This window comes from Smaragdicoccus niigatensis DSM 44881 = NBRC 103563, assembly GCF_000380645.1.
In the GTDB taxonomy this organism is placed as follows: domain Bacteria; phylum Actinomycetota; class Actinomycetes; order Mycobacteriales; family Mycobacteriaceae; genus Smaragdicoccus; species Smaragdicoccus niigatensis.
In genome coordinates, this window is record NZ_AQXZ01000016.1 from 269151 (window position 1) to 285808 (window position 16658).

The window sequence follows — 16658 nt, forward strand, 5'->3', positions numbered from 1 at the left end:
AGGTCGTCGCCTACTTCCGCTTGCGCGGTCGCAGAATCGACATGCCCTCGACGAGCACCGCCACGGCGCCGATTCCGCCGAGGACCCACCACCACCAATTCAGGTGATGCTCGGTCTGTTGGGACGCAACCGGCTTGGCAACATCGACACTGCGCGAGATGAGAATCGGCGGAATCGGTGCGTCCGCGCGATTGCCCGCTTCGGAGGCGATCAACACATCACCGCGAGCATCGAACGCGATCGCCTCGCCTTGTGGCTCAGGGGGCAGCGAGAGATGCTTCGGCTCGGCGTGGGTCAAAGCGTGCGCGAGACCCTCTTCACCGATCGGATACAGGTAGGCGTTCCAATAGGTTCGGATGGCGACGGTCTTGCCGTCCGGATGCATCGCCGCACCGGTGACCAGCGGGGCGTCATCATTGGAGCCTTCGGGAATCACGAGCTCACCGACGAACACGAGCGGCGTCGGACCAGGAGAAGCAAGATCGGCCAGACGATGTCCGTCCGACAGCGTGTAGACGCGACTGTGGCCGCTCCACTCCTTGGTGATGACCGCGATCTCACCGTTCGGCGCGATGGCGACCGCCTCAGCGTCATGCGCGCCATCGGGATATTTGAGTCGGTACAGCTCGCCGCGGCCGTCCTTCGGGTCGACGCGAGTCAGGGCGATTGTCGGACGAACGCGGTCGTTGTCCCCCGTGTCGGCGAGCCACAACGAGCCGTCATGGAACGTGAGATCTTCGACGTCGAACGGATCGACGGGGTTCGGTATCCACCGACTCACGCCACAGTGCTCGTCCAGTGCAGCGATCCGATCGTCCGCGCCGCTGTCTCCCATGGCGTAGAGCGTTCCGTCGCCCCACGTCATCCCGGACAGCTCGGTCAACCCTGGATCGGTTGGCGTGCAATATGTTTCGAACGCCGTCTGCGCGTGGGCGAGCGGTACCGAAACAAGAGCCGCGGTGAACGGCACGATGAGCCAACGACGTTGCGGCAACTCTTACGCGCCGCTGTAGGCATAGTCGAGCAGCGCAGACGCCAACGACGCCGGCACACGCGCACGCAGTTTCGTTCCATCCTCTTCGTGTGAGGTCTTGAGGATCGTGCCGTCCGAGTGGATCTGCGCGAGCAGATCGCCACGCGAGTACGGCAGCAAAACGCTGACTTCGACGTCGGTGCGACCGATCGCCTCGGACACCATCTGACGAAGTTCGTCGAGACCTTCACCGGTCCGCGCGGAGATGAACGCCGCACCGCGGAGCACTCCCCGGAGTTCGGTCAGCATGACCGGGTCGGCTGCGTCGATCTTGTTGACGACGAGCATCTCCGGCGGAGCCGGCATCCCGGTTTCCTGCAGCACCTCGGTGATCACCGTACGGACCGCTTTGATCTGCTCGTGCGGAAGCGGGTCCGACCCGTCCACGACATGCAGGAGCAGGTCTGCCCCGGTCACTTCCTCCAGCGTCGAGCGGAATGCTTCGACGAGCTGGGTGGGCAGGTGCCGCACGAATCCCACGGTGTCGGTGAGGACGAACTCGCGGCCGTCTTCGAGCAGCGCGCGCCGAGTTGTCGGATCAAGGGTGGCGAACAGCGCGTTCTCGACCAGCACGCCCGCGCCGGTCAGCGCGTTGAGCAGGCTCGATTTCCCGGCATTCGTGTAACCCACGATGGCGACCGACGGAATGCCGTTGGTCACCCGACCCTGACGCTTCGTGTCGCGCGCTCGCTTCATTTCCTTGATCTCGCGCCGCAGCTTGGACATGCGCTCGCGAATTCGGCGACGGTCGGTCTCGATCTTCGTCTCACCAGGTCCGCGGAGACCGACACCACCGTTTGATCCGGCGCGACCACCGGCCTGCCGGGACATCGACTCACCCCAACCACGCAGGCGCGGCAGCATATATTCCATCTGCGCGAGCGCGACCTGCGCCTTACCTTCGCGAGACGTCGCATGCTGGGCGAAAATGTCGAGGATGAGCGCGGTGCGGTCGACGACCTTGACCTTCACCACCTTCTCGAGCGCGGTCAGCTGAGCCGGCGACAGCTCACCATCGCAGATGACGGTGTCGGCGCCGGAGCTGAGCACGATCTCACGGAGCTCGAGCGCCTTTCCAGAGCCGATGTAGGTCGACGGATCCGGCTTGTCGCGTCGCTGGACGAGCCCGTCGAGAACTTCCGAGCCGGCCGTCTCGGCGAGGGCGGCGAGCTCGGCGAGGCTCGATTCCGCTTGGGCTGCACTGCCTTCGGTCCACACGCCCACAAGGACGACGCGTTCCAGACGCAGTTGCCGGTATTCGACTTCGGTGATGTCGGTGAGCTCGGTCGAGAGACCGGCGACGCGACGCAACGCGCTGCGGTCTTCTAGCTGCAACTCACCGACGGACGGGAGATAGTCGTCGTCGGCGAGGGAGTCAGCTGACCACTCGGACCAACGCGATTGCGATGAATTCTTCATACAAGATTCATCGTCCCAGAATCTGGGCGGGCGTGCATTTTTATATCTGCCCGGGCGCGGTCACCCGAGTGCCGCCCACCACACTTCGTGCAGATTTCCGTTCGCCACCAGCACCGATGGCCCGCGCAGCGTCGCCTCCCGGTTGTGGATGGAAACGTCCACCGCTCCGCCGAGCACATGGACCCGTACTTCACCTTCGCTGAGTCCGTCGGCGGCGAGGGCGGCCGCTGCCGCGGCAACTGTTCCCGTACCGCAGGACCGAGTCTCCCCCACACCCCGCTCGTAGACCCGCATGGTGACGGTGCCTTGTGTGCGCGGGGTCAGGATCTCGACGTTGACTCCATGCGGGAACATCGTGTGATCGAACTCGGGTAGCTCGCGCAGATCGATCTTCTTGATCGTGTCCGGGGTCAGATCGCGGGACACGCACGCGAGGTGCGGGTTGCCGACATCGATGCCGATTCCGGTGAAGGTCATGCCGCCGACTGTCGCGCTCGAGGTGCCGAGTTCACGAACGGGTCCCATCGCCACGGACACGTCCGCGTTGAGGGCATCGGCGTAGTGGACCGTCACGGGCCGCCCGCCGGCGCGCGATCCGACGACGAACTCGGTGCCACTCTCGAGACCGGACGCCACCAGATAATGCGCGAACACCCGGACGCCGTTGCCGCACATCTCGGCGATGCTGCCGTCGCCGTTGCGGTAGTCCATGAACCAGTCGTCCGCCGAGACGCCGTCCGGCAACGCATCGAGGACACCCTTGGCCACCAGGTCCCCCGAGCGGGCCACCCGCAGGACACCGTCGGCGCCGAGGCCGCGCTGGCGATCACACAGCGCGGAAACCCGTGAGACGGTCAGATCGAGTTCGACTTCCGGGTCCGGAAGGATGACGAAATCGTTTTCCGTCCCATGCCCTTTGCTGAACTCCACGCCTTCGACTTTAACCGGCGATTCCGGCGACCTGCACGGCTCGGCCGACAACGTCACTGTCCGCGGGGTTGAGCCACGTCACCCGCGTGTCCCGACGGAACCAAGAACGCTGCCGCCGGACATACCGTCGGGTGCCCTGCGCAGTGATCTCCTGGGCTTCCGCCATCGGGTACTCGCCGTCGAGCGCGGCCAGGACCTGCGCATAACCAATCGCGCGGCGGGCGGTCTGACCCTCGCGCAACCCCAGCGGAATGAGTTTCTCGACCTCTTCGACGAGCCCCTGCTCGAACATCAACGCCGTGCGCCGAAGAATTCGGTCATCGAGTTCGTCGGTCTCGCGGTCCAGGCCGATGATCGTTGTACCCCAACGGGAATCGCCGCGCGTGGGCTGCGAGGCAGCGAACGGACGGCCGGTGATCTCGACGACTTCGAGCGCGCGCACCATTCGCCGGCCGTCGGTCGGCAGGATCGTGTCGGCGGCCACCGGGTCGACCGAACGCAGCGCTTGGTGCACGGCCCCGAGCCCCTCAGCTTCGAGCAGCGCCTCCCATTTCGCCCGCACGACCGGATCGGTCGCGGGGAAGGTCCAGTGATCGAGCAGCGACTGGATGTACATCATCGACCCGCCCACGATGACGGGGACGATCGAGCGCGAGAGCAGATCGTCGACGATCTGTCCCGCATCATGCTGATAGTTCGCGACCGTCGCGACGTCCGTGACATCGAGGACGTCGATCATGTGGTGGGTGATCCCGCGTCGTTCGGAAACCGGGAGTTTCGCGGTCCCGACGTCCATGCCCCGGTACATCTGCTGCGCGTCGATGTTCACGATCTGACCGCCGACCCGTTCGGCGACGTCGAGTGCGAGGTCCGACTTGCCCGTCGCCGTGGGTCCGATGACCGCAATCGGCTTGCTCACGCGACCCACGTCCGCATGAGATAGCCGACGCCGAACGGCGCCGCGTGGGTGCCGCGGGTTTCGGACGGGCGCATTTCGGCAAGAACCCCGGCCAGGACCTGGAACAGTCGCTGGCTCTCCCCCGCCCCGAACTCATCCCACCCGTCGAGTTCGAGAACCGTCGCCCAGTCTCCGATTTCGATCGCGGTATCGAGCTTCTCCTCGAAGGCCGGCGCATCCGGATGAAACGCTCCGGGCGCCTTGGGCGTGAGCATCGTCGAACCGTCTGCAACGACGAGGAGAGCCTCGCGGTCGGCGGATTCGTCGAGGGCCGTGAACAGTTCCGTGGCAGTACCGAGGACATACGGTCGCGCCTCGATCGCCGGTGCGGTCAGGGTCCGGAGCCAAGCGGCGATGAGGAAATGCAGCGGCATCTCGGAATCAGCGTTCGAGAGGTCGCCCGGTCGTAGCGAGACTTCGACGTCCGCGCCGAACCCGCGGAACGTCCCCTTCGACGACCTCGACTCCACCAACGAGAGGACCGTCCATCGGTCCGCTTGGGTGGCAAGAACGCGCCCGACTTCCACCGTCGCGGCCCGAACCGCATCGACATCTGGGTTGCCCGCGCCGGACAGTTCGGGAACGAGCAGGGGTGCACTCGGGACGAGACCCACCGCAGTCAGCACCCCGTCACCGTAGCCTGACGGGGGTAACGTCGCATCAAACGACAGCACTCGTCTCAACAACACCGGCTTCTATTGGCAGGCGAAGTCACAGCATGTTGAATGAACAGCGCAGTTCGTAAGTGGCAGCCGATACGCGCGGCAGAGAAGAGGACATCATGACCGATAGCACCATCGCAAAGCCCAGCGCACTCGCCGCCAAGCCGCATCCGGTCAAGCCCTCTTCTCCATCAACCGTCGTGGTGGCATCGAGCGACCCGTCGAAGTGGGGCCGCGTCGACGCCGACGGCACCGTCTACCTCAAGACCGCCGACGGCGAACGCGTCATCGGCTCGTGGCAGGCCGGCGAGCCGGAGGAAGCACTCTCCCACTACGGTCGCCGCTTCGACGATCTGGCCACCGAGGTGTCGCTGCTCGAGGCCCGCCTCTCCAGCGGCGCCGGCGATGCACGCAAGACGAAGACCGCCGCCGAGGCAATGGCCGAGTCCCTGCCCGAAGCGACCGTCATCGGCGACATCGACGGACTATCGCGCCGGCTCAAGGCGATCATCGAACACTCCGACGAAGCTAGCGCACAGGCGAAGGAAGAGCGCGAGAAGCAGCGGACCGAGGCCACCGCACGCAAGGAGCAGCTCGCCGCCGAGGCTGAGGAACTCAGCTCGAACTCCACGCAATGGAAGGTCGCCGGCGACCGCCTGCACGAGATCCTCGAAGAGTGGAAGACCATCCGCGGCGTGGACCGCAAGGTCGATGACGCGCTCTGGAAGCGTTTCTCCAAGGCTCGGGAGTCCTTCAACCGCCGCCGGGGCGCGCACTTCGCCGACATGGACCGCGAACGCGCCACCGCCCGCACCCGTAAAGAAGAACTCTGTGTTCAGGCCGAGGAGCTTTCTAGCTCCACCGATTGGGCGACGACGGCATCGGCGTTCCGTGGCCTCCTCGCCGATTGGAAGGCTGCCGGGCGCGCTCCCCGCGACATCGACGATGCCCTGTGGAAGCGCTTCAAGGCTGCTCAGGACGTGTTTTTCGCGGCCCGGAACGCGAATGCCTCCGAGCGCGACGCGGAGTTCGGCGACAACGCCAAGGCGAAGGTCGCTCTTCTGGAACGGTTCGAGAAGATCGTCGACCCGTCGTCCGGACTCGACGGCGCCAAGTCGCATCTGCGCGAACTGCAGGTCAAATGGGACGAGATCGGCAAGGTCCCGCGCGAGCGGGTTCGTGAACTCGAAGACCGTCTGCACGCGATCGAGCGTCGAGTTCGCGATGCCGAGGACCAGCAGTGGCGTCGTAGCGACCCCGAGGCGATGGCACGCGCAGCACAGTTCCGGGACCGGGTCACCCAGTTCGAAGAACAGGCCGCGAAGGCCGAGGCCGCGGGCCGCAAGCGGGATGCGGAGAAGGCTCGCGCCCAGGCGCAGCAATGGCGCGAATGGGCCGAAGCGGCTGAGCAGGCGGTCACCCGCCGCTAGCGGGCGGGGCGACTAGACCCGCCCGCTACTGGTCGCCCTTCTCCTGGTTCTTCTGGTCCTCTTCCTCCTGGCGGCGGCGTTCCTCCGCGGCCAGCAGGATCGAGGACTTGCTCCACACGATGTTGAGCCACTGGAAGGCCAAGAGCCCGACGGCAATCCACGCGATGACCAGACCGTAGCCCGGTCCGCCGCCGGCCAGGTCAGCACGGATCGTCTGGCGACTCCAGATCGCGAGCATGCCGAGAACCGTCGAAATAGACGTTCCGGTGAACGCGACCCACGCGAGTCCCCAGCGGCGCGTCATCAGTGCGAGCATCGAGAAGAACACACCGAAGATCAACGCGAACCACACGAACAGTCGCGACGGGAAAGTCACGTTGTTCGCGGCCAGATCGCTGGCGCCGGCCAGCACGTCCCAACCACGCACGTTTCCGGTGTGCGGAAGGCTGAACGACGCGAGCAGGGCGAGGAACAGCACCGCCATGAAGACCGCGCGCTTACCCGGCTCGATCTCGCGGGCCATCTTGCGTTCGACCGCATCGACGTCGCGACGCAACTCGTCAAAACCGTTGCCGCCGTGAGGCAATTTGTCCTGATCGCTCATCATCAGCAGCACCCCGTGTTGCAGCTGTCGCCAGCTTCCGCGATCAACGGCACCCCAAGCTTGGGCAGCCCCAGGCCCACCTTCTTGATCGGTTCCTCGCCAACACCCGAGGTCATCGGTCGCCGACCGACTTCATGCGCATCTCCAGCGGTAGTACGGCGGTGGGCAGCGACCTCACCGGCGATGAGGTGGTGCGGCGCCGCTTCGGTGATCGTGACGCGCACGATGTCACCCGGGCGAATCTGGCCGTTGACCGCTCCGCTCGGCGTGAAGTGAACCAGGCGACCGTCGCGCGCGCGGCCACCCATGCGGGCCTTTGCCGCGCTCTTCTTGCCGCCGTTCTCGGCCACCAGAACCTCGACCTCGGAACCGATCAGCTTCTGGTTCTCTTCGAGCGAGATCGACTCTTGAAGCGCGATGAGACGCTCGTACCGTTCCTGGACGACTTCCTTGGGAATCTGGTCGTCCATCGTCGCCGCCGGCGTACCGGGACGCTTGGAGTACTGGAACGTGTAAGCGCTGGCGAATCGCGCCTGCCGGACCACGTCGAGCGTTTCCAGGAAGTCTTCCTCGGTCTCGCCCGGGAATCCGACGATGATGTCGGTCGTGATCGCGGCGTGCGGGAGCCGGGCGCGCACGCGCTCGATGATTCCGAGGTAGCGCTCCTTGCGGTACGAACGACGCATCGCCTTGAGAATCCGGTCGGAGCCGGACTGCAGTGGCATGTGCAGTTGCGGGCACACATTCGGCGTCTCGGCCATCGCATCGATCACGTCGTCAGTGAACTCTGCCGGGTGCGGGGAGGTGAACCGGACACGCTCGAGGCCCTCGATCTCACGGCATGCTCTCAGCAGCGCAGCGAAGGCGCCGCGGTCCCGCGGCAGATCCGGGTCGCCGAACGAGGCGCCATATGAGTTCACGTTCTGGCCGAGCAGGGTCACTTCGAGAACACCCTCGCTGACCAGTGCCTTCACCTCGGCGAGGATGTCACCCGGACGACGGTCGACCTCTTTGCCGCGCAACGCGGGAACGATGCAGAACGTGCAGGTGTTGTTGCACCCCACCGACACCGAAACCCACGCCGAATAGGCCGAGTCGCGCCGGGCCGGGAGCGTCGAGGGGAACTTGTCGAGCGATTCGAAGATCTCGACCTCAGCCTGCTCGTTGTGGCGGGCACGATCGAGCAGCGCCGGCAGATTGCCGATGTTGTGCGTGCCGAAGACGACGTCGACCCACGGTGCGCGCTTGAGGACCGTGTCCTTGTCCTTCTGCGCCAGGCAGCCGCCGACGGCAATCTGCATCCCCGGACGCGCATCCTTCATCGGTCGCAGATGACCGAGGGTTCCGTACAGCTTGTTGTCCGCGTTCTCGCGTACCGCACAGGTGTTGAACACGATGACGTCCGCGCCGGCACCGGGCTCAGACTTCTCGTAACCAGCGGCTTCCAGTAGTCCGGCGAGGCGCTCGGAGTCGTGGACGTTCATCTGACAACCGAACGTGCGCACTTCGTAGCTGCGGGCCTGACTTACCGAATTCACGTGTCAAGGGTACTCAACTTCGCGGGCAGCCAAATAAACGGACATAGTGCACGAACGCTCGAATGCCGCTAGGGTCTCGTGCTGTGACCGGCGCCACGCGAGCGACCCCACCGATGATCTCTCTCACCGACGTCCAGAAGCATTTCGGCAAGCTCCACGTCCTACGCGACATCAACCTCGAGATTCCGCGCGGCCAAGTGGTCATCGTCATCGGCCCATCCGGCTCCGGCAAATCGACTCTGTGCCGCGCGATCAACCGCCTCGAGCCGATCGACAGCGGCATCGTCGCGATCGACGGGAAGCCGCTCCCCGCCGAGGGCAAAGCCCTCGCTGCCCTGCGCGCCGACGTCGGAATGGTCTTCCAGTCGTTCAATCTGTTCTCCCACAAAACCGTGGTCGAGAACGTCATGCTCGGGCCGACCAAAGTACGCAAAGTGCCACGAGCCAAAGCGCATTCGCGGGCCTTGGAACTGCTCGAACGGGTCGGCGTCGCGAGTCAGGCCGATAAGTATCCAGCTGCGTTGTCGGGCGGTCAGCAACAGCGCGTGGCCATCGCTCGGGCACTCGCCATGGACCCGAAGGTCATGCTGTTCGACGAGCCGACCTCCGCACTCGACCCAGAGATGGTCAACGAAGTTCTCGACGTCATGACCGCTCTCGCCAAAGGCGGGATGACGATGGTTGTGGTCACCCATGAGATGGGCTTCGCGCGTCACGCTGGTGATCGAGTCCTCTTCATGGCCGACGGCCAGATTCTCGAGGACACCGAACCGGCCACATTCTTCGCCAACCCTGCAACGGAGCGGGCTCGCGATTTCCTGGGAAAGATTCTCGGGCACTGAACCACGAGTACGAAACGGAAGAGGTCAAGGATGAGGAAAACCTGGCGGGTGGCAGTCGCCGCGACGGCCGCAGCTCTCGCGTTCGGCACGACGGCGTGCGGAGGTTCGACCGACAGCAAGTCAACTGCTGGCGGTTCCAAGGAGGACTTGACGATCGGGATCAAGTTCGACCAGCCCGGTCTCGGACAGCGGAACCCCGACGGCACCTACTCGGGCTTCGATGTCGAGGTCGCGAAGTACGTGGCCGGCAAGCTCGGCGTCCAGCCGGACTACATCACCTTCAAGGAGTCTCCCTCCGCGCAGCGGGAGACCCTCATCCAGAACGGTGAGGTCGACTTCATCGTTGCCACCTACTCGATCACCGACAAGCGCAAGGAGAAGGTCTCCTTCGCCGGGCCGTACTTCGTCGCTGGTCAGTCGCTACTGGTGAAGGCCGACAACGTCGACATCACCGGACCCGAGTCCCTCAACAACGGCAAGAAGTTGTGCTCGGTCACCGGTTCGACGTCTGCGCAGAAGGTCAAGGAGAAGTTCGCCAAGGACGTTCAGCTCCAGGAGTTCGACACCTACTCGGCCTGTGTCGAGGCACTCCGTAACGGTGCCATTGACGCCGTGACCACCGACGACATCATCCTCGCCGGTTACTCGGCGCAGTCGCCAGGTGATTTCAAGGTCGTCGGTAAGCCCTTCTCGACCGAAAACTACGGAATCGGTCTCGCGAAGGACAACACGGAACTCCGCAACAAGATCAACGACGCGATCGAGGCGATGATCGCCGACGGTTCGTGGAAGAAGGCGTTCGAGGACACGGTCGGTAAGTCGGGTTACCCGCTGCCGGCGCCGCCGCAGGTCAACCGCTACTAGTCAGATGGTGGTTCGGGCGGACCGCGTGTTCGCCCGAACCAAACCTCGCCGAGGAAGGAGGCGCGTGGATCTCATCTCGACGTACGGCGCCGACATTCTCAAGGCATTCGGTACGACCCTTGAGCTGACGGTCTACTCGGCGATCGCGTCCCTTGTGTTCGGCACTGTTCTCGCCGGCCTGCGGGTCTGCCCGATCCCCGTCGCTCGCGCCGCCGTGACCGTCTACATCACGATCTTCCGCAACACGCCTCTGACGCTGATCATCCTCTTCTGTTCGTTCGGGCTGTATCAGTCGATGGGCGTGAAGCTGGCCGCGAGCAATTCGCCGACGTTCCTCGTCGACAACAACTTTCGCCTCGCCGTGCTCGGACTGAGCGTCTACACCTCCGCGTTCGTGTGCGAATCGATTCGGGCCGGTATCAACACCGTTCCGCTGGGCCAGGCCGAAGCCGGACGGTCACTCGGCCTCACCTTCACGCAGAACCTGCGCCTCATCGTGCTTCCGCAGGCCTTTCGCGCTGTGGTGGCGCCGCTCGGCAGCGTGCTCAGTGCCCTGACGCGAAACACGACGATCTCGTCCGTGATCGGTGTGGCCGAAGCGGCCCTCCTGATGAAGACGATGATCGAGAACGAAGCCGCCCTGCTCACGATCGGCGGCATCTTCGCCCTCGGCTTCCTCGCGCTGACGCTGCCGATCGGCCTTCTTTCGGGATACCTGGGCAAACGCCTCGAGGTCGTGCGATGACCGCGAAGCCCAACGTTCTCTATGACGCGCCTGGCCCCCGCGCCCGCGCGCGCTACACCGTTCTGAACGTCGTCGTCCTTGCCGGGCTCGCGTGGCTCGCATACTTCGTGTATACGTCCCTGAAAGCAAAAGGCCAGCTCACCGCGGCGAAATGGAGTCCGTTCCTCGAGTCGACGACTTGGACGACCTACATCCTGCCGGGCATCGAGGGAACGCTCACCGCGGCCGTTCTGTCGATCTCGATGGCCCTGGTGCTGGGCGCCGTGCTCGGCATCAGCCGACTCTCAGACCATCGTTCGGTTCGGTGGATAGCCGGCGGGATCACCGAACTCTTCCGGGCAGTTCCCGTCCTAATCCTGCTGATCTTCATCTATCACGTGTACTCCCAGTACCACGTCGTGCAGTCGAAGTATTACGCGCTTGCTGCGGTCGTCACTGGTTTGACGCTCTACAACGGCGCGGTGATCGCTGAAATCGTTCGCGCGGGAATCAAGTCGCTCCCGCGCGGCCAGACCGAAGCCGCTCAAGCCCTGGGACTGCGCAAGAACGCGGTCATGCGGCTGATCTTGCTGCCGCAGGCCGTCACCGCGATGCTGCCCGCGATCCTCTCGCAGATGGTCGTGGCGCTGAAGGACTCCGCACTCGGCTATCTGATCGGCCTTGCAGAGGTCGTGCGAGCCGGCACCCAGATCGGTTCGTTCTACCGCAATTACCTCCCCTCTCTCATCGTCGTCGCGATCATCATGATTCTGATGAACAGCGCCCTCACCGCCTTCGCAACCCACCTCGAGAAGCGTCTGCGCTCGCGGAAGAGGTCATCAAAGCGTCCGCCGCGGGCGTGGCAGGCAACGAGTGAGGGCATCAGCGTCTGATACTGGGTCAATGCGTGCCACCGTCTGCATTGTCGCTTCGGCCATTGTGCTTGCGGGCTGCAGCAGCACGAGTCCGTTCAAACCCCTACGCGACCCCGTGAAGCTCACGATCGGCGTTCCGGTCGATCTGCCAGGTGTCGGTATGAAGACCGACAAGGGCCTCCACACCGGCTTCGACGTCGAGGTTGCGCGGTACATCGCCGCTCGACTCGGCGCCGCGCCGGACGGCATCACCTTCAAGGGCGTGGAGAACCGGGCCGCGGCAGCCACGATGATCGCCGACGGCGCCGTCGACTTTGTCGTCGCAAATGTTCCCATGACGAGCAACAACAAGAATCTCGACTTCGCCGGCCCATACTTCGTGGCTGGTGAGACCTTCCTCGTCCGCACGGACAACTACGACATCGTCGTGCCCGATGCTCTCGACAACAAGCAGGTGTGCGCGGTGAAGGGCACTACTACGGCACAGGACGTCATCAAGCGGTTCGACGAACCCGCCACCACCGTCGAGGAGAATTCCCTCCAGGACTGCGTCCTCGCCCTGCGTAAGGGCGAGGTCGACGCCGTGGTCGGTGACAACCTCATCCTCGCCGGCTTTGCCGCCGAAGCGCCGAACGAGGTGAAGGTCGTCAGTCAGCCCTTCACCGAAACCCCGTACGGCGTCGCGCTGAAGAAGGACGACAAGGCGCTTCGTGCCAAGATCAGCGCGGCGATCGAAAAGATGATCAGCGATGGTTCGTACAACCGGATCTTCGACATCACGCTCGGAAACTCGGGCGTTCCGGTCCCGAAGGCACCCACTGTCGCGCCGAACTAGCCAAACTCAGACCTGACAACGTCGATCGCCAAGCCGGCGTCGAAACCTCGGCGCGCAAGCATTCCGAGAGCGCGTCGCATCTGTTTCGACCGCTCCGCCGCGTCGGCGGGTTCGCCCGCACCGCGCATCGACTTTCGGACCAAGCCGATCGCCGCGTCCCGCTCGGCGTCGTCGGACACCTGCGAAACAGCTTCCGCTACGTCGTCTTCCGAGATCCCTTTGCGCTTGAGCTCCACCGCGATCGCACGCCGTCCGCGGCGAGCCACCTCATGCCGCGTGCGGACGAACATCGCCGCGTAGGCGTGGTCGTCGACAAGCCCGACCTCCGTCAGTCTCGCGATAGCGCGATTGGCGACATCGGCCTCGAACCCACGGGCCGCGAGCTTCGCACCCAGTTCAGCTGAGGTGTAGTTCCGGGCGGTCAGCAGTCGCAGACAGTGTTCTTTTGCCTGCGACTCGCTGCCCTCCCCGCCGTCGCGCTTCTCCCCGCGCGGGGTCACCGCTACTAGAACTCGACCGCGGCAGTGTCTGCGACCGGTGCAGCGCCGATGCCGAGTTTCTCCAAGATCTTCTTCTCGATCTCGTCGCGGATGTCGGTGTTCTCACGCATGAACTTGCGTGCGTTTTCCTTGCCCTGACCCAACTGGTCGCCGTCGTAGGTGTACCAAGCACCCGACTTGCGAATGAAGCCATGCTCGACACCCATGTCGATGATCGAGCCTTCCTTGCTGATGCCGACGCCGTACAGGATGTCGAATTCAGCCTGCTTGAACGGCGGGGCGAGCTTGTTCTTGGCGACCTTGACGCGGGTGCGGTTACCCACCACGTCGCTACCGTCCTTGAGTGCCTCGATACGACGAATGTCCAGGCGCACGGACGAGTAGAAGCGGAGGGCCTTACCACCGGTCGTGGTCTCGGGCGATCCGAACATCACGCCGATCTTCTCGCGCAGCTGGTTGATGAAGATCGCAGTGGTACCCGAGTTGCTCAGCGCACCGGTGATCTTGCGCAGCGCCTGACTCATGAGGCGGGCCTGGAGACCGACGTGACTGTCACCCATCTCGCCTTCGATTTCCGCCTTGGGCACCAGGGCCGCGACGGAGTCGATCACGAGGATGGAAAGCGCGCCCGAGCGGATCAGCATGTCTGCGATCTCCAGCGCCTGCTCACCAGTGTCTGGCTGCGACACCAGAAGCGCATCGGTGTCGACACCGAGCTTGCGCGCGTACTCCGGGTCCAGTGCGTGCTCAGCGTCGATGAACGCAGCGATGCCGCCGGCCGCCTGCGCGCTGGCGATCGCGTGCAGCGCGACAGTCGTCTTACCGGAGGACTCCGGTCCGTAGATCTCGACGACTCGACCGCGAGGAAGACCACCGATACCCAGCGCCACGTCGAGCGCGATCGAGCCAGTGGGGATCACGGAAATGGGCAGACGAGTCTCCTCGCCCAAGCGCATGACCGAACCCTTGCCAAAGTTCTTCTCGATCTGAGCGAGAGCAAGATCCAGTGCCTTCTCGCGATCCATTGCCTGCGCCATCGTGTATCCCCTTCTCGGAATGTCAGCTACCAACCGATAGACACGTTAAAGGTGGGTACTGACAAGTTTTTTCCACCGAGCCACCGATGTGCAGAATCCGCGGCCAGGCTGACACCAGAAGAGTAATGGGAACAGGTGTTCGATTCCATTCGACACGCCGTTTTCGGGCCGAATTACTGACGGACTACCAACGAGAGCGCGGTACGTCGAACTCGGCACACAACGAACGCCAGACTTCGCGCGGATCGAACCCCGCCGCGATCGCCTGTACCGCGGTTTTTCCACCGAACGCGGCAAGCGTGTGATCGTTCAGCATCGCGTCACCACGCGCAACGCCGAACTCCGCCTCCATGAGTGAACGGAACTCCGTCAGACGCATGCCGCCAACCTACCGGACGGGGCAGACGGCGGCCGACAGCGTGCCCGCGACGACATCACGGCACAACTGGACCGGATCGGAGACATCGCTGAGGGTCGCGCCCGCGGCTCGGGCCGCGTCCGTGTACGAGGAATCGCCCAGAACTTTTTCCACCGCCGAACGCAGAGATTGTGCAGTCAACGGCCGGACGACTTCGGCGCTCCCCTGCCGCTTCGCCCGGCTGGCGAGTTCCCACTGGTCTCCACCACCCGGAACGAGGACGAGTGGAACGCCCGCGAGCCAGGCCTTCGACACGATGCCGTGGCCCGAACCGCAGATGATCAGCGACGAGCGGCGCAGGAGCACGTCCTGCCGGCCCAGGCCCTGAGTCACCCAGGACGGCAATGGCGTCGACGGCGCTTCCAGCGACGAGATGACGACGCGAACCCCAAGATCCTCCAGAGCCTGGAGGCCGACCTCGACGAGGCCCTGCTGCCCACTGGTGGCCGTCGATGGCGCAATCATGACGACGGGACCGTCACCGGCCGGCGGCTCGAGCACGGCATCTGTGGGTTCGACGTGCATCGGGCCGATGAGAAATGCATTCGCCGGCCAGTCCGGCCGGGACAGTTCGAAAGCAGGCACCGTGCCGATCAGGCGAATGTCCGGCTCACCACCCGTCGGCGGCAGACCGATCTTCCGGCGGGCATCCTGACGATGACCTTCGCCGACCGCGATGGACGATGCGGTCAGGCGCCGAAGCAGCGCATCGCGGGCCCAGCCGAGCGGCCCACGCCCCCGCTCCAGGCCGAGGCCGAACGGCGGCAGCCCGCGGGAGGGCAGCCACATCGGCTGCACGAACAGCTCACCCCACGGAATGCCCACCAGCTCCGCGGTGAGTCCGCCACAGGCGGTCAGCAGGTCCGATACCAGGAAGTCGAACGAACCGTCCTCGACCAACGGCCGAAGCGCTTCCACCATCCGCACGGTCCGGGCATGCAGCCGGTCCCCCGCGTCGAGATCGTTCTCGTCCGGCAGCGGGGCCAAAGCGGGCAGGAGAGACCACGTCAATCCCGCTTGCGCACAAACCTCTTTCCATCGCTCGCCCGTGAACACCACTGCGGTGTCACCGGCGTCGGCAAACCGACGAGCGAGCGCTATGGCCGGAAACGCGTGGCCCGGATCCGGACCCGCGACGAGAGCAACTCTCACGCAGAACTACTGCTGGTCAGCCTGCGGCTGGGCCTGCGGAGTGTTCGGAGCGATTGCGGGCTGGCTCGAGTTGCCGGCCGGCAGTTGGTCGCCGCGCATCGACGCACGGATCTGCTCGAGCCGGTTGTGGCCCGCCATCTGCACCGACGCCTGCTGAACTTCCATCATGCGACCCTGAACCGAGTTCTGGGCGAGCTCCGCGGCACCGAGGGCAGTCGCGTAACGACGCTCGATCTTCTCGCGGACGGCGTCAAGGCTCGGGGTGTTGCCCTGCGGCTGGAGCGAGGTGTCCATCGACCGCAGCGAGTCGCTGACGCGCTCCTGCATCTTCGCCTGCTCAAGCTGGCTCAGCAGCTTGGTGCGCTCGGCGACCTTCGACTGCAGAATCATCGCGTTCTGCTCGACGGCCTTCTTTGCCTGCGCGGCCGCCTGAAGTGCCGAGTCGTGCAGGACCTTGAGGTCCTCAACGCCCTGCTCCGCAGTCACGAGTTGCGCTGCGAACGCCTCCGCAGCGTTCGTGTACTGGATTGCCTTCTGCGCGTCGCCGGCAGTATTGGCCTGATCGGCAAGCAGGACCGCCTGACGAGCGTTGGCGTTGAGCTTCTCGACCTCGTCGAGCTGACGGCTCAGCTTCATCTCGAGCTGGCGCTGGTTGCCGATGACGACGGCAGCCTGCTGCGAAAGTGCCTGGTGCTGGCGCTGCGCATCTTCGATGGCCTGCTGGATCTGAATCTTCGGGTCCGCGTACTCGTCGACCTTCGAGCTGAACAGCGCCATCAGGTACTTCCAGCTTTTCACGAACGGGTTTGCCACGACTGCTCACGCCTCCATAAGTAC

Annotated in this window: 18 protein-coding genes; 6 read left to right on the forward strand and 12 right to left on the reverse strand. The window is 64.6% G+C overall.

Features of this window, described 5'->3' with window-relative positions:
• Positions 1-10 precede the first annotated feature (10 nt).
• Genes F600_RS0111730 through F600_RS0111750 form a run of 5 tightly spaced genes read right to left on the reverse strand, consistent with a single transcriptional unit; the run spans position 11 to position 4966 of the window.
• A complete protein-coding gene (locus tag F600_RS0111730; protein WP_018160812.1) occupies positions 11-994 on the reverse strand; it encodes a hypothetical protein in 984 nt (327 codons plus the stop codon).
• A gap of 3 nt (positions 995-997) precedes the next feature.
• On the reverse strand, positions 998-2452 hold the full coding sequence (gene hflX, locus F600_RS0111735; RefSeq protein WP_018160813.1) for a GTPase HflX: 1455 nt from the start codon (positions 2450-2452) through the stop codon (positions 998-1000).
• A 60-nt stretch (positions 2453-2512) separates the two neighbouring features.
• The gene (gene dapF / locus F600_RS0111740) at positions 2513-3382 is read right to left on the reverse strand and encodes a diaminopimelate epimerase (protein ID WP_018160814.1); all 870 of its coding nucleotides are present in this window, start codon (positions 3380-3382) and stop codon (positions 2513-2515) included.
• A 10-nt stretch (positions 3383-3392) separates the two neighbouring features.
• Entirely contained in the window at positions 3393-4310 is a 918-nt protein-coding gene (miaA, locus tag F600_RS0111745; RefSeq protein WP_018160815.1) for a tRNA (adenosine(37)-N6)-dimethylallyltransferase MiaA, read from the reverse strand.
• Positions 4298-4966, reverse strand: coding sequence for a class III extradiol ring-cleavage dioxygenase family protein (locus tag F600_RS0111750; protein WP_018160816.1), 669 nt, complete (start codon positions 4964-4966; stop codon positions 4298-4300). The genes miaA and F600_RS0111750 overlap by 13 nt, the downstream gene beginning before the upstream one ends.
• 155 nt (positions 4967-5121) lie before the next feature.
• Here F600_RS0111750 and F600_RS0111755 point away from each other — a divergent pair, with 155 nt between their 5' ends.
• Positions 5122-6432 carry a DUF349 domain-containing protein gene (locus F600_RS0111755; protein WP_051090806.1) on the forward strand — a complete coding sequence of 437 codons (1311 nt, stop codon included), beginning with the start codon at positions 5122-5124 and terminating at the stop codon, positions 6430-6432.
• Between the two features lie 25 nt (positions 6433-6457).
• Here the strand turns inward: F600_RS0111755 and F600_RS0111760 are convergent, their stop codons facing one another.
• Together F600_RS0111760 and miaB are read right to left on the reverse strand one after the other, a co-directional pair.
• Positions 6458-7039 carry an Rv2732c family membrane protein gene (locus F600_RS0111760; protein WP_156024543.1) on the reverse strand — a complete coding sequence of 194 codons (582 nt, stop codon included), beginning with the start codon at positions 7037-7039 and terminating at the stop codon, positions 6458-6460.
• Entirely contained in the window at positions 7039-8574 is a 1536-nt protein-coding gene (miaB, locus tag F600_RS0111765) for a tRNA (N6-isopentenyl adenosine(37)-C2)-methylthiotransferase MiaB (protein ID WP_040631179.1), read from the reverse strand. The genes F600_RS0111760 and miaB overlap by 1 nt, the downstream gene beginning before the upstream one ends.
• Positions 8575-8687: 113 nt before the next feature.
• Here miaB and F600_RS0111770 point away from each other — a divergent pair, with 113 nt between their 5' ends.
• From F600_RS0111770 to F600_RS27870, 5 genes are all read left to right on the forward strand, one after another.
• Entirely contained in the window at positions 8688-9416 is a 729-nt protein-coding gene (locus tag F600_RS0111770; protein WP_026306458.1) for an amino acid ABC transporter ATP-binding protein, read from the forward strand.
• Between the two features lie 30 nt (positions 9417-9446).
• A complete protein-coding gene (locus F600_RS0111775; protein ID WP_026306459.1) occupies positions 9447-10280 on the forward strand; it encodes a glutamate ABC transporter substrate-binding protein in 834 nt (277 codons plus the stop codon).
• Positions 10281-10344: 64 nt separating this feature from the next.
• On the forward strand, positions 10345-11025 hold the full coding sequence (locus F600_RS0111780) for an amino acid ABC transporter permease (RefSeq protein WP_018160822.1): 681 nt from the start codon (positions 10345-10347) through the stop codon (positions 11023-11025).
• Positions 11022-11897 (forward strand): amino acid ABC transporter permease, encoded by an 876-nt coding sequence (locus F600_RS0111785; RefSeq protein ID WP_018160823.1) that lies wholly within the window; start codon positions 11022-11024, stop codon positions 11895-11897. The genes F600_RS0111780 and F600_RS0111785 overlap by 4 nt, the downstream gene beginning before the upstream one ends.
• A 10-nt stretch (positions 11898-11907) precedes the next feature.
• The gene (locus F600_RS27870) at positions 11908-12714 is read left to right on the forward strand and encodes a transporter substrate-binding domain-containing protein (protein WP_081628810.1); all 807 of its coding nucleotides are present in this window, start codon (positions 11908-11910) and stop codon (positions 12712-12714) included.
• On the opposite strand, the gene F600_RS27875 is transcribed toward F600_RS27870, so the two are convergent.
• From F600_RS27875 to F600_RS0111815, 5 genes are all read right to left on the reverse strand, one after another.
• The gene (locus F600_RS27875; RefSeq protein ID WP_018160825.1) at positions 12711-13214 is read right to left on the reverse strand and encodes a regulatory protein RecX; all 504 of its coding nucleotides are present in this window, start codon (positions 13212-13214) and stop codon (positions 12711-12713) included. The genes F600_RS27870 and F600_RS27875 overlap by 4 nt on opposite strands.
• A 5-nt stretch (positions 13215-13219) precedes the next feature.
• Positions 13220-14251 (reverse strand): recombinase RecA, encoded by a 1032-nt coding sequence (gene recA, locus F600_RS0111800; RefSeq protein WP_018160826.1) that lies wholly within the window; start codon positions 14249-14251, stop codon positions 13220-13222.
• A gap of 184 nt (positions 14252-14435) precedes the next feature.
• Positions 14436-14630: a DUF3046 domain-containing protein gene (locus tag F600_RS0111805; RefSeq protein WP_018160827.1), complete on the reverse strand. Its 195-nt coding sequence runs from the start codon at positions 14628-14630 to the stop codon at positions 14436-14438.
• Between the two features lie 9 nt (positions 14631-14639).
• On the reverse strand, positions 14640-15821 hold the full coding sequence (locus F600_RS0111810; protein WP_018160828.1) for a glycosyltransferase: 1182 nt from the start codon (positions 15819-15821) through the stop codon (positions 14640-14642).
• Between the two features lie 6 nt (positions 15822-15827).
• Positions 15828-16634, reverse strand: a complete 807-nt coding sequence (locus F600_RS0111815; RefSeq protein ID WP_018160829.1) for a PspA/IM30 family protein — start codon at positions 16632-16634, stop codon at positions 15828-15830.
• Between the last annotated feature and the right edge of the window lie 24 nt (positions 16635-16658).